At 67.8% G+C, this 14577-nt stretch carries 12 protein-coding genes and 1 pseudogene; 10 read left to right on the forward strand and 3 right to left on the reverse strand.

Annotated elements, in window-relative coordinates; all coding sequences use genetic code 11:
* Positions 1-29 precede the first annotated feature (29 nt).
* Positions 30-914 carry an MBL fold metallo-hydrolase gene (locus H3H36_RS21075; RefSeq protein WP_182220054.1) on the reverse strand — a complete coding sequence of 295 codons (885 nt, stop codon included), beginning with the start codon at positions 912-914 and terminating at the stop codon, positions 30-32.
* A gap of 253 nt (positions 915-1167) precedes the next feature.
* Between H3H36_RS21075 and H3H36_RS21080 the strand changes: the two are divergent.
* Positions 1168-2367, forward strand: a pseudogene (locus H3H36_RS21080) (sigma-54 interaction domain-containing protein); the annotation flags it as partial.
* Positions 2368-2376: 9 nt separating this feature from the next.
* On the forward strand, positions 2377-2658 hold the full coding sequence (locus tag H3H36_RS27755) for a helix-turn-helix domain-containing protein (RefSeq protein WP_375539613.1): 282 nt from the start codon (positions 2377-2379) through the stop codon (positions 2656-2658).
* Between the two features lie 46 nt (positions 2659-2704).
* On the opposite strand, the gene pstS is transcribed toward H3H36_RS27755, so the two are convergent.
* Positions 2705-3748 (reverse strand): phosphate ABC transporter substrate-binding protein PstS, encoded by a 1044-nt coding sequence (gene pstS / locus H3H36_RS21085; RefSeq protein WP_182220056.1) that lies wholly within the window; start codon positions 3746-3748, stop codon positions 2705-2707.
* Between the two features lie 286 nt (positions 3749-4034).
* Between pstS and pal the strand changes: the two genes are divergently transcribed.
* From pal to H3H36_RS21125, 8 genes are all read left to right on the forward strand, one after another.
* Positions 4035-4559 (forward strand): peptidoglycan-associated lipoprotein Pal, encoded by a 525-nt coding sequence (gene pal / locus H3H36_RS21090; RefSeq protein ID WP_229219016.1) that lies wholly within the window; start codon positions 4035-4037, stop codon positions 4557-4559.
* Between the two features lie 161 nt (positions 4560-4720).
* Positions 4721-5383, forward strand: a complete 663-nt coding sequence (locus tag H3H36_RS21095; protein WP_182220057.1) for a response regulator — start codon at positions 4721-4723, stop codon at positions 5381-5383.
* Positions 5380-6687, forward strand: a complete 1308-nt coding sequence (locus tag H3H36_RS21100) for an ATP-binding protein (RefSeq protein ID WP_182220058.1) — start codon at positions 5380-5382, stop codon at positions 6685-6687. Before H3H36_RS21095 ends, H3H36_RS21100 begins: the two co-directional genes overlap by 4 nt.
* Positions 6684-8393 (forward strand): ClcB-like voltage-gated chloride channel protein, encoded by a 1710-nt coding sequence (locus H3H36_RS21105; protein ID WP_182220059.1) that lies wholly within the window; start codon positions 6684-6686, stop codon positions 8391-8393. Before H3H36_RS21100 ends, H3H36_RS21105 begins: the two co-directional genes overlap by 4 nt.
* Positions 8394-8572: 179 nt before the next feature.
* The gene (locus tag H3H36_RS21110; protein WP_182220060.1) at positions 8573-9046 is read left to right on the forward strand and encodes a VOC family protein; all 474 of its coding nucleotides are present in this window, start codon (positions 8573-8575) and stop codon (positions 9044-9046) included.
* A 15-nt stretch (positions 9047-9061) separates the two neighbouring features.
* Positions 9062-9484, forward strand: coding sequence for a YciI family protein (locus H3H36_RS21115; RefSeq protein WP_182220061.1), 423 nt, complete (start codon positions 9062-9064; stop codon positions 9482-9484).
* A gap of 17 nt (positions 9485-9501) precedes the next feature.
* The gene (locus H3H36_RS21120) at positions 9502-10227 is read left to right on the forward strand and encodes a YciI family protein (protein ID WP_182220062.1); all 726 of its coding nucleotides are present in this window, start codon (positions 9502-9504) and stop codon (positions 10225-10227) included.
* On the forward strand, positions 10227-11522 hold the full coding sequence (locus H3H36_RS21125) for an RNA polymerase sigma factor (RefSeq protein WP_182220063.1): 1296 nt from the start codon (positions 10227-10229) through the stop codon (positions 11520-11522). Before H3H36_RS21120 ends, H3H36_RS21125 begins: the two co-directional genes overlap by 1 nt.
* A 107-nt stretch (positions 11523-11629) precedes the next feature.
* Here the strand turns inward: H3H36_RS21125 and H3H36_RS21130 are convergent, their stop codons facing one another.
* Complete coding sequence (locus tag H3H36_RS21130; protein ID WP_182220064.1) at positions 11630-14287, reverse strand: TonB-dependent receptor; 2658 nt, start codon at positions 14285-14287, stop codon at positions 11630-11632.
* Positions 14288-14577 lie beyond the last annotated feature (290 nt).

The following is a 14577-nucleotide window of genomic DNA, read 5'->3' on the forward strand; positions in this document are numbered from 1 at the left end:
GCTTGTCTCCGTGCTGTGCCAGGCGCGCATCACAGCGCGTTCAGGGGGATTTTCAGGTAGCGCATGCCGTTGTCTTCCGGCTCGGGGAAGTGGCCGGCGCGCATGTTGACCTGCACCGACGGCAGCAGCAGCGCCGGCATGTCGAGCGTGGCGTCGCGGGCGCTGCGCATGGCGACGAATTCGTCTTCGCTGATGCCGTTGCGCACGTGGATGTTCAGTTCGCGCTGGTCGGCCACGGTGCTGATGAACTGCACTTCGCGTCCGCCCGGTTTGTAGTCGTGGCACATGTAGAGCAGGGTATCGGCCGGCATGCTGAGCACGCGGTTGATCGAGTGGTACAGGGTGCGCGCGTCGCCGCCGGGGAAGTCGCAGCGCGCCGTGCCGTAGTCGGGCATGAACAGGGTGTCGCCGACGAACACGCCGGTCTGGCGGCCGTCCGTGACCACGTAGCTCATGCAGGCCGGCGTATGGCCGGGCGTGTGCAGGGCGCGGCATTGCAGGCCGCCCACTTCGAAGGTGTCGCCGTCGCTGAACAGGTGGTCGAACTGGCTGCCGTCGCGGCGCATGTCGGCGCCGGCGTTGAACAGCTTGCCGAACACTTGCTGCACCGTCGTCACCTGCTTGCCGATGCCGATCTGGCCGCCCAGTTGCTGCTGCAGGTAGGGCGCGGCCGACAGGTGGTCGGCGTGCACGTGCGTCTCCAGGATCCATTGCACGGTCGCGCCCAGTGCGCGCACACGCTCGATCAGGCGGTCGGCCGAATGGGTCGAGGTGCGGCCGGACTTGTGGTCGTAATCGAGCACGCTGTCGATCAGCGCGCATTGCTTGCTGGCGCTATCGAGCAGCAGGTAGCTGACAGTCGAGGTGGCGGGGTCGAAAAAGCCTTCGACATGCAACTGGGCGGTGGTGGACATGGCCGGTCTCCTTGTTAAATGATACGGCACTAAGCGCAATTTGCGTGCCAGGCGTTTATTTAGAGTAAGTGCGAGTCATAAGTCCTTGATTCAAATCAAGGAAAACACGACGGGGCGGGGTGGCGCGAGGCGTGCCGTGGCACGGTCGTGGCCGTGATTGGCAGCAAATTTGGCAGTTTTTGGCGGTGATTTGGCAGTCGCGTGGCAGAGTTTGCCGTTCTGTGGCACAGTAGCGTCATCGCCAGGAGCCGCCATGCACCCCATCATCCCGATCGCCGCAGAGAATTTGCCCAACGTCCCCCAGGTCCAGGCCCTGGTGTCGTTTCTCCAGCACGAGGCCCAGCCCATGATCGTGCTCGATCCCGACTACAACATCCTGGCCGCCAACATCGCCTACCAGCGCCAGTTCGGCAGCGTGGACGCACCCTACCTGGGCCAGAAGTGCTACCGCATCTCGCACCACTACGACGTGCCGTGCGACCAGGCCGGCGAGCATTGCCCGATGCGCCAGGCGCGCTTGTCGCGCGGGCCGGACCGGGTGCTGCACATCCACCACACGCCGCGCGGGCCGGAACACGTGGAAGTGGAGTTGCGCCCCATCCTCGACGCGCATGGCGAGATCGCCGCCTACGTGGAGCGCTTGACGCTGGTGCGCAGCGCCTCGGCCCGTCCCAGCGGCGCGGGGCTGGTGGGGCGCTCGGCCGCCTTCAACGCGGCGCTGGCCGCGTTGCAGCGGGTGGCGCCGTCCATGCTGCCGGTGTTGCTGCTGGGCGAATCGGGCACCGGCAAGGAGTTGTTCGCGCGCGCCGTGCACGAGGCCAGCGACCGCGCCAGCGGCCCGTTCGTGGTGGTCGATTGTTCGGGCTTGACGGAGACGCTGTTCGAGAGCGAATTGTTCGGCCACGAGAAGGGCGCGTTCACGGGCGCCACGGCCCGCAAGCAGGGGCTGGTGGAAACGGCGCAGGGCGGCACCCTGTTCCTCGACGAGATAGGCGACGTGCCGCTGGCCATGCAGGTCAAGCTGCTGCGGCTGATCGAATCGGGCACGTACCGCCGGGTGGGCGGCATCGATACCCAGCACGCCAACTTCCGGCTGGTGGCGGCCACCCACAAGCCGCTGCGGCAGATGATGGCGCAGGGGCTGTTCCGGCCCGACCTGTACTACCGCATCAGCGCGTTCCCGATCCGTTTGCCGGCGCTGCGCGAACGGCGCGACGACATTCCGCTGCTGGTGCACTCCTTCCTGCAGCGGGCCGTGCCGGGGCAGAAGCGCCTGACGATCGAGCCGGACGCGCTGGAAGCGCTGCAGCGCCACGACTGGCCGGGCAATATCCGTGAGCTGCGCAACGTGCTGGAACGGGCGCGCCTGTTCGCCGATGATGGCAAGATCCGGGCGGCCCATTTGCCGCACTGGGACGAGCCGGCGCTGGCGGAAATGCCCATGATGCCAATGATGCCTGTCATGACGACAGCGCCGCTGGCGGCAGGGACGCCAGCCGTGCCGGCGTTGGCGCCGCCAGTGGCCGCGCCCGCGCAGGCGGGCCACGATGCGGGCGCCCATGCTGGCCCGGACACCGGCGCCCATGCCGCTGTTGGCCCCGCCGCCGGCCGCGCCGTGGACGACGCGGCCGGCTTCGCCCGCGCCGTGGCGGCCTTTCGCGGCACGCGCGCCGAACTGGCGGCCCACCTGGGGATGAGCGAGCGCACCTTGTACCGGCGCCTGAAAGCACAAGGGCTGGCCTAGGCATCGCCCAGGCCAGCCCCCGCTGGCGTTACTGCATGCGCTCGGATTACCAGATGGCCTTGGCGGCGCTGTCCTTGATCTGCATCTTCCATGCGCCTTCGATCAGTTTGACGACCGGCGCTGGCATCGGGATGTAATCGAGTTCGGTGGCCATGCCGGCGCCGTTGTTGTAGGCCCAGTCGATAAACTTCAGCACTTCCTTGCCCTTGGCGGCGTCAGCCTGGGTCTTGTGCATCAGCACGAAGGTGGCGCCCGTGATCGGCCAGGCGGCCTTGCCTGGCTGGTCGGTCACGACCACGGCGAAGCCTGGGGTCTTGGCCCAGTCGGCGCCCGAAGCGGCGGCCTTGAAGCTGTCATCGGTCGGCTGCACGAACTGGCCATCCTTGTTCTTGAGCTGGGTGTAGCCCATCTTGTTCTTCTTGGCGTAGGCGAATTCCACGTAGCCGATCGAACCCTTGATGCGCTGCACGTTGGCGGCCACGCCTTCGTTGCCCTTGCCGCCCACGCCCACCGGCCACTTGACGGCCGTGCCGGCGCCCACGGTGGACTTGAACTCGCCATCGACCTTGGACAGGTAGTCGGTAAACAGGAAGGAGGTGCCCGAACCGTCGGCGCGGTGCACCACGGTGATGTCTTCGGCTGGCAGCTTGACGCCAGGGTTCAGGGCCGTGATCTGGCTGTCATTCCACTTGGTGATCTTGCCCAGGTAGATGTTGGCCAGCACCGGGCCGTTCAGTTTCAGCTGGCCCGGCGCCACGCCTTCCAGGTTGACCACGGCCACCACGCCACCCATGATGACGGGGAACTGGATCAGGCCTTCCTTGTCCAGCTCTTCAGCCGACAGCGGCATGTCGGAGGCGCCGAAGTCCACGGTCTTGGCCTTGATCTGCTTGATGCCGGCGCCCGAACCGATGGACTGGTAGTTCAGGCCATTGCCGCTGACGTGCTTGTAGGCTTCGGCCCATTTGGCGGCGATCGGATAGACGAAGGTCGAACCGGCGCCGGTCATGTCGGCGGCCGACGCGGAGGACAGGGCAACGGTCGCGCCGATGATGGCGGTCATGGTCTTCAGTACGGTGTGGATGTGCATGGTAAGTCCTCTACGGAACGGGGTGGAAAGCGCCGAATTCTAGGCATCGATTGTGACAAAGGCATGACAATTGGCCATCGCCGTTGCCGGTGGTGAAAAAAAACATCGTTCGCCACAAAATCGTGCTCCGTGGCAAGAAAATTAAGGGGGAGTTAAGCTGGGCTGGGCATAATCACGGCGCCGTGGTATAGCCACAATGCGGGCTGCAAGACGCCGGCGGCACAAGAAGCCCACAAGGCCATGCTTTGAGGCGTATCGGACGTAATCCAACACCAAGCAAAACTAGATGACCACTCCCATGAAAAATATCCTGACGTGCGCCGCTGCCGCCGCGCTGCTCGGCGCCTGCGCCACCACCCCTCCACCAGCCGCACCGGCCGCTCCCGTGGCCGCTGCCCAGCCGGCGCCAGCCAAGCCAGTGGCCGCCGTGGTCGCGCCAGCGCCGGTGCTGCCACCGTACAAGGACCCCAGCAACATCCTGTACAAGGAACGCAGCGTGTTCTTCGACTTCGATAACTACACCGTCAAGCCCGTGTACAACACGGCCCTGACCGCGCACGGCAAGTTCCTGTCGACCGCGGCCGACATCAAGGTGCGCGTGGAAGGCAATTCCGACGAACGCGGCAGCGCCGAGTACAACCTGGCCCTGGGCCAGAAGCGCGCCGAAGCCGTGAAGAAAGTGCTGGTCGTGCAGGGCGCCAAGGAAGCCCAGGTTGAAGCGGTCAGCTTCGGCAAGGAAAAGCCCAAGGCCGAAGGCCACAACGAAGCGGCCTGGTCGCAGAACCGCCGCGCCGACATCGTGTATCCTTGATGTCGCAGCCGCGCGCAGGCCGTCAGGCATGCGCGCGGCGTGCGGCCACAGTCTGACTGGGCCGCCATGCCAGACCGCCGGGTTCCCGCCCCCAGCACGCGCCAGCGTGCCGGGAACGGCGCGGACCCGGTTTTTTTTATTGCGAAGGAGCCCGGCCGGCCATGCAAGTGCTGTTGATTGAAGACGATGCCCTGATCGGCGAAAGCGTGCGCCAGGCGCTCGTGAGCGAGGATATCGAAGTCGAATGGCGGCGCGACGGCGCCGGCGCGGAACAACTGCTCGACAGCGGCGCGTTCGACGCCGTGCTGCTCGACCTGTCGCTGCCCAGCCGCGATGGCCTGGACGTGCTGCAGGCGCTGCGCGCGGCGCGCCACGACGTGCCGGTGCTGATCCTGACGGCGCGCGACACCATCGCCGACCGCGTGCAGGGCCTGAACGCGGGCGCCGACGACTACCTCGTCAAACCGTTCGATTGCGACGAACTGCTGGCGCGCGTGCGCGCCCTGGTGCGGCGCGCGCGCGGGCGCCAGCAACTGGCTTACCAGCACAACGGCCTGGCGCTGGACACGGACGCGCGTCGGGCCACGCTCGATGGCCAGGCCGTGGCGCTGTCGGCCAAGGAGTGGGCCATCATCGACCTGCTGGTGGCGCGCCCCGGCATGATCTACTCGCGCGCCAAGATCGAGCTGGCGCTGTACGGCAGCGTGGCCGACGTCGACAGCAACGTGGTGGAAGTGCACATCCACAGCCTGCGCCGCAAGCTGGGGCCGGAAGCCATCATCAACGTGCGCGGCCTGGGCTACATGGTTCCCAAATCCACATGAACGGCATCCGCAGCCGTTTGCTGCTGCTGCTGGGCGTGCTGATCGTGGCCGCCAGCGGCATCCAGTTCGCCGCCACCTTCAGCGCCTCATTGGCGCAGACCAACCGCCTGTTCGACGCCCAGTTGCTGCGCATCGCCGTCACGCTGGGCCAGATGCAGGGCCAGGTGCCGGAAGCCTACCGCGAATACCCGCTGGAATACGACCTGGTGATCCAGCGCTGGCGGCACGACGAGATGACCGTCTACCAGCAGCGCGAGCACCGCGAACTGCCGCACCGTGCCGCGCTCGGTTATTCCACGGTCACCATGGCCAATGGCGAGTGGCGTATTTACGCCGCCGCCTTCGAGGGCGGACTGGTGCAGGTGGCGCAGAAGATGTCGGCCCGGCGCCAGGAAGCCATCGCGCTGGCCATCAACACCTTGTGGCCCATCCTGCTGATGGCCGTGGTGCTGCCTGGCGCCATGTGGTGGCTGGTGTCGGTGGCGCTGCGCCCGCTGGCGACCGTGCAGCAGCAGATCGCCCAGCGCGACGCCAACGCGCTCGAGCAGGTGGACGGCGCGCGCGCGCCGCGCGAGATCATGCCGCTGATCGAGGCCATCAACGAATTGCTGCGCAAGGTGCGCGACGCCATCGCCTCGCAGCGCCAGTTCGTGGCCGACGCGGCGCACGAATTGCGCTCGCCGCTGACGGTGCTGCAGGTGCAGATCCAGATGCTGGGCCGCAGCCAGCCGGAGGCGGCCCGCAAGGCTTCGCTGGCCGCGCTGGGCGGCGCCATCGCGCGCAGCAGCCGCATGGTGGAGCAGTTGCTGGGATTGGCCCGCCAGGACGCGCTGAGCCAGGCCAGCGCCGGCGACGCCAGCGTGGACCTGGTGCAGTACGCCAGCGCCGCCATCGCCGAGGTGGCGCCGTTCGCCAGCGGCAAGGGCGTGGAGCTGAGCTTCCTCGACGCCTCGCCGGTGGCCGTGCGGGCCGACGCCGACAGCCTGATGATTTTGCTGCGCAACCTGCTCGACAACGCCGTGCGCTACACACCCGCCCACGGCGCCGTCACCATCGGCGTCGAGCGGCGCGGCACGCAGGGCGTGCTGACCATCGCCGATTCCGGCCCCGGCATTCCGCCGGCCGACCTGGCGCGCGTGACGGACCGCTTCTACCGCGTGCCTGGCACCGGGGAGAACGGCAGCGGGCTGGGACTGGCCATCGTGCAGGCCGTGGTCAACCACCTGGGCGCGGTACTGGAGTTGCGCAATTCCGCGCACGGCGGCCTGGTGGTGAAAGTGCTGTTCCAGCCGGCACCGCCATGAACGGGCCGGCGCGCTGGCGCGACGACCTGCTGGCGCGCTTGCGGCCGCTGGCGGCGCAGCGCACGCTGGCCGTGGCTGGCGTCATCGGCGTGCTGGGGGCGCTGGCCACCATCGGCTTTCGCAGCGCCATCCTGCTGGTGGAATGGCTGGTCTACGGCGACCGCAGCGGCAGCCTGGTGCACATCGCCACCGGCTTGCCGCCCTGGCAGCGCGTGCTGGCGCCGGCCGCGGGCGGGGTGCTGGCCGGGCTGCTGCTGGCGTGGGCCCGGCGCCAGCCGGAACAGGAAAAGGGCGGCGACTACATGGAGGCCGTGGCGCTGGGCAGCGGCGACCTGGGCGCGCGCGCCTCGCTGCTGCGGGCCTTGTCCTCGGCCGCCACCGTGGCCAGCGGCGGCGCCATCGGCCGCGAAGGGCCGATGGTGCAACTGGCCGCCCTGTGCGGCGCACTGCTCGGGCGCTGGCGCAACGTGCCCGTGCCACGCCGGCGCCTGTACGTGGCTTGCGGTGCGGCGGCCGGCATCGCCACGGCCTACAACGCGCCCATTGCCGGCGCCATGTTCGTGGCCGAGATCGTGCTGCGCTCGCTGGCCATCGAGAGCCTGGGGCCGCTGATCGTGGCGGCCGTGGCGGCCAACGTGGTGGTGGGCACCTTGACGGATTTCGCACCGGCCTACCACATGCCGCCGCTGTTGCTCGGCCACGGGGCGGCGACGCTGGCGCTGGCCATCGTGGGCGTGCTGGCCGGCCTGCTGGCGCCACCTTACCTGGCGTTGCTGGACGGCGCGCGGGCCCTGTTTGGCCGCTGGCATGGCCCCCTGTGGTGCAAGCTGGGCGCCGGCGGCCTGCTGGTGGGGCTGTTGTCGCTGGCGCAGCCGGCCGTCTGGGGCAATGGCTACAGCGTCGTCAACGCCATCCTGCAAGGGGGCTGGGCGTGGCAGGCCTTGCTGGCCGTGCTCGCGTTCAAGCTGCTGGCCGTGGCGGCCACCACGGGCTCGGGCGCCGTGGGCGGCATCTTCACCCCCACATTGTTCACCGGCGCCGTGCTGGGCGCGCTGTGCGGCGGCGCGCTGCATGCGCTGTGGCCCGGCTTGATCCCGGTACCGGCCGCCGTGGCCGTGGGCATGGGCGCCTTCCTGGCCGCCTGCACCCACGCGCCGCTGATGTCGGTGCTGATGCTGTTCGAAATGACGGAGAGCTACAGCGTGGTGGTGCCGCTGATGGCGGCCTGCGTGCTGGCCTACACCATCTCGCGCGTGCTGCATGCGCGCTCCATCTACGCCACCGGCGCGGGCCGGGCCCAGCATGCGCCCATGCTGGCCATGGCGTCTGACCTGCTGTGTCCCGATCCGCCCGTGATCGGGCTGGGCGCCAGCATGGGCGAACTGGCGGCCCTGTTCCAGCGCCGCCGCTGGCAGCACGTGTACGTGGTGGACGGCGAAGGCGTGTTCGCCGGCGCCATCTCGCTGCACGACTTCGCACCGCTGTTGCAGGCCGGCGCCGCGCTGGAGGGGCGCTGGCCGTCCGCCTTGCTGCGCGTGGACTACCCGCGCGTGCGCGACACGGCGCCAGCCTGGCAAGTGATGGAAACGTTCGCCACCCATCCGGGCGAACGGTTGCCGGTGCTGGACGGAACCGGCCATCTGCTCGGTTACCTGACCAAGACCGACCTGGTGTTGCTGTTCCGCGACCCCGTCGCAGGGGGCTGAACCGCTGGTTTGTCCAGGGCAAATCAGCATGTTAAAAAATATTCTCAAAAAAATAAAAAAATATGTCGATTTGAAGTGTGTTCGCCCGTCGTAGGGGTAGAGTACGAATTTTCCGGCGCGTGCCTGAACCAGTATCCGGATCGTTCTGCTCCCCCATATTGACCATCAAGGAGAACACCATGACTGCACCAGTACGTCCCATTCCTGAAGGAATGCATACCATCACCCCCCACCTGTTCTGCGAAGGCGCGGCCGAGGCCATCGCTTTCTACAAGCAAGCATTTAACGCCGTGGAACTGGGCCGCCTGGACGGCCCCGACGGCAAGGTCGTGCATGCCCAGTTGCGCATCGGCGATTCCGTGCTGATGCTGTGCGACGCAGCGCCTCAGTGCGGCGGCTACGGTCCGCTGGCGCTGAAAGGCTCGCCCGTCACCGTCCACCTGTACGTGCAGGACGCCGACGCCACCTTTGCCCAGGCCGTGAAGGCCGGCGCCACGGCCCGCATGCCCGTGGCCGACATGTTCTGGGGCGACCGCTATGGCGCCTTGACCGATCCGTTCGGCCACCACTGGTCGGTCGCCACCCACAAGCAGGACCTGACGCCGGAACAGATCAAGCAAGGCATGGCCAAGATGATGCAACCGGCATCCTGAACGGAGGAGATCGACATGCGATTCATGATCATCGTAAAGGCGACGGCCGATTCCGAAGCCGGCAAGATGCCCAGCCAGCAATTGCTGACCGAGATGGGCAAGTACAACGAACAGCTGGTCAACGCCGGCGTGTTGCTGGCGGCCGAAGGACTGCATCCCAGCTCGCGCGGCGCGCGCGTGAAGTTCGAGGGCAACCAGCGCACCGTGGTCGATGGCCCGTTCGCGGAAACCAAGGAGCTGATCGCCGGCTTCTGGCTGATCCAGGTCAAGTCCAGAGAGGAGGCCATCGAATGGGTGCGGCGCTGTCCCAAGCCGTTCGAGGGCGACTCCGAAATCGAAATCCGCCAGGTGTTCGAGATGGAGGATTTCGGTGACGCGGTCACGCCGGAACTGTGCGCGCAGGAGGAACGCATGCGCGCCCAGCTGGCGCAGGCCTGACGGGGCGGGCGGCCATCATGGCTTACATGGTGATGCGCCGTGGCGACGGCGCGGTGCCGTCGTCCGGGCCGTTGCCGGTGCCCGGCATCACGCTGCGCGACGGCGCGGACGCGGTGCGCCTGCTGCGCCGGAACGGCCAGTGGCGGGTCGAACCGGGCCCGTTCCCGCCGTCCGAACTGGTGGACGCGTTCGCACTGCTGGACGCGGCCTCGCTGCCGGACGCCATCGCCCAGGTGCGGGCCTGGCCTGCCGGTGATGGCGATACCGTCTACGAGCTGCGCGAAGCCGGCTGCGCCGGCGGCTGCGCGGGCTTCGACGAGCGCGGCACGGTGGGCGGCAACGTGCCGCGGCGCGATCCGCGTCTGACCCGTTACGTGTTCTTTATCCGCGCCGACGCCAGTCTCGAGCGGGACTTCGTACCGCCGCCCGAGATCATCGCCGCCATGAACCGGCACAACGAGCAGGGTGTGCGCGACGGCGTGCTGCTGGCGGGCGAAGGCTTGAAGTCCAGCGCGCGCGGCGCGCGGGTACGCCTGGCCGCCGGCGCCAGCACGGTGGTCGACGGCCCGTTCACGGAAGTGAAGGAGCTCATTGCCGGCTACTGGATGCTGCAGGCCGGCTCGCCCGAGGCGGCGCTGGCATGCATGCGCCACTATCCCTACCCGGGCGAAGGCGACGTGACGCTGGAAATGCGCCAGGTGCGCGAGCCAGCGGCGGCGCAGGGCGGGCCGCCGGTACGGTGATGGCGGCAGGATCGGCAGCGGTAGCGCGGGTGGTGGAGGCGGTGTGGCGGATCGAATCGGCCCGCATCATCGCCGCCGTCGCCCGCATGCTGCGCGACGTGGGCACGGCCGAGGAGCTGGCCCAGGATGCGCTGGTGAGCGCGCTGGAGCGCTGGCCCCAAACGGGCGTGCCCGACAATCCGGCCGCGTGGCTGATGACGGCGGCCAGACACCGCGCGCTCGATGTGCTGCGCCAGCGCCAGCTGCATCAAACCAGGCAAGAACAGATCAGCTACGAAATCGAAGGCCTGCTGCAGGACGCGGCCCCCGACCTGGAGGCGGACGTGGCGCGCGCGCTGGAGGACGACATCGGCGACGACGTGCTGCGGCTCGTGTTCGTGGCCTGCCATCCGGTGCTGCCGATGGATGGCCGGGTGGCGCTCACGCTGCGCATGCTCGGTGGCCTGAGCACGGGCGAGATCGCACGCGCCTACCTGGTGCCCGAGGCGACGGTGGCGCAGCGCATCGTGCGCGCCAAGCGCACGCTGGCCGAGGCGCGCGTGCCGTTCGAGGTGCCGCGCGCGCACGAACTGGTGGCGCGGCTGGGCGCCGTGCTGCAAGTACTCTACCTGATCTACAACGAAGGCTACACGGCCAGCGCGGGCGCCGACTGGATGCGGCCGGCCCTGTGCGACGAAGCGCTGCGGCTGGGGCGCATCCTGGCCGGGCTGGTGCCAGGGGAGGCGGAAGTGCACGGTCTGGTGGCGCTGATGGAAATCCAGTCCTCGCGCGCCCGCGCCCGCGTGGGGCCGGACGGCGCGCCCGTGCTGCTGCTCGAGCAGGACCGCGCGCGCTGGGACCAGTTGCTGATCCGGCGCGGCCTGGCGGCGCTGGAACGGGCCGGCGATACGGGGCAGGGACTGGGGCCATATGGCCTGCAGGCCGCCATCGCCGCCTGCCACGCGCGGGCGCGCACGGCGTCCGACACGGACTGGGGCCGCATCGCCGCGCTGTACGACGCGCTGTCGCAACTGGCGCCGTCGCCCATTGTGGAGCTGAACCGGGCGGTGGCGCTGAGCATGGCGTTCGGCCCGGCGGCCGGGCTGGAAGTGGTCGATGGCTTGCTCGATGAACCGGCGCTGCGCCACTACCATCTGCTGCCCAGCGTGCGCGGCGACTTGCTGTTCAAGCTGGGCCGCCATGGGGAAGCGCGCCAGGAATTCATACGGGCCGCCGCGCTGGCGCACAACGCACGCGAGCGTGAATTGTTGCTGGCGCGGGCCGAAGCGGCCGGTGCCGCATGGCTTCGGCGATAGCAAAAAAACGCAGGCCCGGGGGACGGGACCTGCGTGCAAGTGGCGCGGTGCAAGCGCCGGCGTGACAGGATGAGCGGGCCGCCAGCGCGCGGCGGCCCGTGCTGGCCTTACATCTTGCCGCGCAAGCCCAGGTAGAAGGTGCGGCCGTTCGAGTAGAACGCGCGCGGCTGGTCCTTGGTCTCCGCGTACATCTTGATGGTGGTGTTGGTCAGGTTCAGCGCGTCGAACGTGAGCGTCAGCTGCTCGTTGACTTTGTAGTTGAGCGAGGCGGCCAGGTTGCCGCTGCCGGCCACGTGCTGGCTGGCGCCACGGTCCACGCCCGCCTTGTAGGCCGAGCGGTAGTTGTAGGCCAGGCGGGCGCTGAATTTGGCGTCCTCGTAGAAGCCCGTCACGTTGTAGGTGCTCTTGGACGAGTTGATCAACTCGCTGCCGTCGGCCAGTTCGCCATCGGCATAGGTGTAGTTGAGCAGCGTGCCGAAGCTGCCCAGCAGCGGTTGCTGGTAGCTCAGTTCCAGGCCCTTGTTCTTGCCGCTGGTGTTGTACGGCGACGTGATCTGGTACACGGTCGGCTTGTTCTGCTTGTTGTTGAAGAACGTGCCGCTGGACGTGCCCTGGGCCACGATCGAGGTCAGGTCCATGTAGAACAGGCCCAGCGAGACGGCCGACTTGGGCGCGAAATACCATTCGGCGCTCACTTCGGCGTTGTTGGAACGCACCGGGTCGAGGTTGACGTTGCCGCCGCTGCCGCTGAGCGCGTCGTCGTTGAGCGACACGGAGCCGCCCAGCGCGCTGTAGTCGGGACGCGACATGGCGCGCGCGATGGCGGCGCGCACGACGAGATCCTGGCTCACGTCGAACTTGACGTTGGCGCTCGGCAGCACGTCATGGTAGGTGCGCTCATAGGTGGTCGGCGTGTACGGGCCAAACGCGGACCCGGTAATCGGGTTGGCGCCGCCCGACAGGTTGACCACCGTGGTCTGCCTGGTGCGCACGGCGCGCAGGCCGACATTGCCGCTCCACGCGTCGCCCTGCAGGTTGGCCATGCCGTAGATGGCCGAGGTCTTTTCCTGCAGGCGGAATTCGTCGGTCCAGTTGTGGCGCAGCGTGTAGTCGAGCAGGCGGTTGCCCGGTACGGCGCCCCAGGCGCCCAGCGCCGCGCCATCGTATTTGAAGTAGTTCGACGACAGGTTGCCGCCCAGGTTGGAACCGAAGTCGCTCGGGTACATCTGGCCGTTCCAGGCCGGGCCGGGGTTGGAAAAGCCCAGCGGGCCGGGACGGGTTTCCAGCGGGTGTTCGGCGCTGCGCTTGTGGTCGGTCAGGCGGGCGCCGAACTTGAGCGATTCGAGCACGCCGTCGGCCATGCGCAGGTCGGCGTCGAGCTGGCCATATTGTTCCTTGTCGACCGATTGCGATTCGCCGCCGCCCGCCCAGGCCGTGGAGCCGGGTTTGTCGGTGTGGCCGCCGGGGTAGCTGACGCTGGCCGGGCTCAGGCCGTTCAAGGCGTAGTGCATGCCGCCGTCGACGTTGTTCTGGTAGTACACGTCGTTGCGGTCGAAGCCCACGCCGTGGGTGGAGCCGCCCTTGCCGCTCAGGGTCAGGTCGCGCGTGGCGCGGTACTTGAAGTTGGCGTCCACGTACCACGATTCGCCGCCCGCGTCGGGACGGTAGATGTTGTCCACCTCGCCCGAGTTGCTGCTGAAGTTGGCCGCCGTCAGGGTGCCGTTGGCCACCGTGGTGCCGGTCGGGATCAGGCCGTCGCGGTTGATGGAGTTGGCCGGCGCGGCCAGCCAGTTGGTGTTCTGGTGCGGGGCGCTGAGCTTGGAGTAGAAACCGTTCAGGTCCAGCGTCAGTTCCTTGCTGGGGCGGATTTCGGCGTCGAAGGCGCCGCCTTCACGCTTCTTGGTTTGCTCGAACAGCGAGGCGCCGATGAAGGTGGGCACGCGCAGGCCGGCCAGCGCCGGATTGGCCTTGGCCGCCGCGCTGGTGGGGGAGATGGTCGAGTAGCCGAGGATTTCCTGGCCGTCGCGGCGCACGCGGGTCTTCTCCGAGAACGCTTGCAGCAGCACGCCGGCCGTTTTCTCGTCGTTCTTCCAGTTCACCAGGCCGGAGAATTGCGGCTCCGTCTTGCCCGATAAATCGTTGTACGCGGCCTGTACCGACGCTTCCACCGTCAGTGCCTTCTTGAAGTCCAGCGGGCGGCGCGTGATCACGTCGATGGCGCCGGACACGCCGCCTTCCACCAGGTCGGCCGTCTGGCTCTTGTGCACGACGATGGAGCCCACCAGTTCGGACGGCAGCAGTGAGAAGCTGCTGGAGCGGCCCACGGAGCCGCCCACCTGGTTGAGCACGAACCAGTCGCCGGTGCTGATGGCGTGGCCGTTGAACAGGGTTTGCTGCAGGCTGGGGCTGGTGCCGCGCAGGCTGACGCGGTCGTTCTCGCCAAAGCCGCCTTCACCGCCGGCCGAGGACTGGATGTTCACGCCGGGCAGGCGCTGGATGGCGTCGGCCACGTTCTTGTCGGGCATCTTGCCGATGTCTTCGGCCGTCACCACCTCCACCACGGAATCGGCGTTGCGTTTTTGTTTCAGCGACTGTTCCAGCGCGGCGCGCACGCCGGACACGGTGACCACGGCCGGCTGTTCCTGGGTGGCCGCTTCCTGGGCCTGGCCCGGCACAGCCGCGCCCACCATCAGCAGGCCGATGGCGGCCGCGATCGGCGTCAGGCGGACGGCGTTGCGTTTGCTTGCATTCAATTCGACACTCATCGTCTATCTCCAAAGTTTGTTCGCATGACGCCCAGGGCCGCGGCGGCCGGGAGTCTCCCTTGCATAACCAATAACAGAACCAGTTCGACGCCAATATACGGCAATTTCAAATACCAAACTACTACCAGTTTAATAAATTTTTGAAACGTTGCGGATTTTACGCGTATATTTGACAAGAAAAGCAGGAAATTCCCACGATTCACACGGCTTTGGTGCAAAAGAACGTATTTCAGGCATCGCTACCTGGCGATTCGGTATGCTTCTGGTATTGGGGCGGCGCGGCGGCTGGC

The sequence above is a fragment of the Rugamonas fusca genome (assembly GCF_014042365.1).
Classification (GTDB): Bacteria; Pseudomonadota; Gammaproteobacteria; order Burkholderiales; family Burkholderiaceae_D; genus Rugamonas; species Rugamonas fusca.

What these genes read in the sequence shown, in the direction of transcription:
- H3H36_RS21075 (WP_182220054.1), bottom strand. Translation starts at nt 914, where the DNA reads ATGTCCACCACCGCCCAGTTGCATGTCGAAGGCTTTTTCGACCCCGCC.
- H3H36_RS27755 (WP_375539613.1), top strand. Translation starts at nt 2,377, where the DNA reads ATGACGACAGCGCCGCTGGCGGCAGGGACGCCAGCCGTGCCGGCGTTG.
- pstS (WP_182220056.1), bottom strand. Translation starts at nt 3,748, where the DNA reads ATGCACATCCACACCGTACTGAAGACCATGACCGCCATCATCGGCGCG.
- pal (WP_229219016.1), top strand. Translation starts at nt 4,035, where the DNA reads ATGACCACTCCCATGAAAAATATCCTGACGTGCGCCGCTGCCGCCGCG.
- H3H36_RS21095 (WP_182220057.1), top strand. Translation starts at nt 4,721, where the DNA reads ATGCAAGTGCTGTTGATTGAAGACGATGCCCTGATCGGCGAAAGCGTG.
- H3H36_RS21100 (WP_182220058.1), top strand. Translation starts at nt 5,380, where the DNA reads ATGAACGGCATCCGCAGCCGTTTGCTGCTGCTGCTGGGCGTGCTGATC.
- H3H36_RS21105 (WP_182220059.1), top strand. Translation starts at nt 6,684, where the DNA reads ATGAACGGGCCGGCGCGCTGGCGCGACGACCTGCTGGCGCGCTTGCGG.
- H3H36_RS21110 (WP_182220060.1), top strand. Translation starts at nt 8,573, where the DNA reads ATGACTGCACCAGTACGTCCCATTCCTGAAGGAATGCATACCATCACC.
- H3H36_RS21115 (WP_182220061.1), top strand. Translation starts at nt 9,062, where the DNA reads ATGCGATTCATGATCATCGTAAAGGCGACGGCCGATTCCGAAGCCGGC.
- H3H36_RS21120 (WP_182220062.1), top strand. Translation starts at nt 9,502, where the DNA reads ATGGCTTACATGGTGATGCGCCGTGGCGACGGCGCGGTGCCGTCGTCC.
- H3H36_RS21125 (WP_182220063.1), top strand. Translation starts at nt 10,227, where the DNA reads ATGGCGGCAGGATCGGCAGCGGTAGCGCGGGTGGTGGAGGCGGTGTGG.
- H3H36_RS21130 (WP_182220064.1), bottom strand. Translation starts at nt 14,287, where the DNA reads ATGAGTGTCGAATTGAATGCAAGCAAACGCAACGCCGTCCGCCTGACG.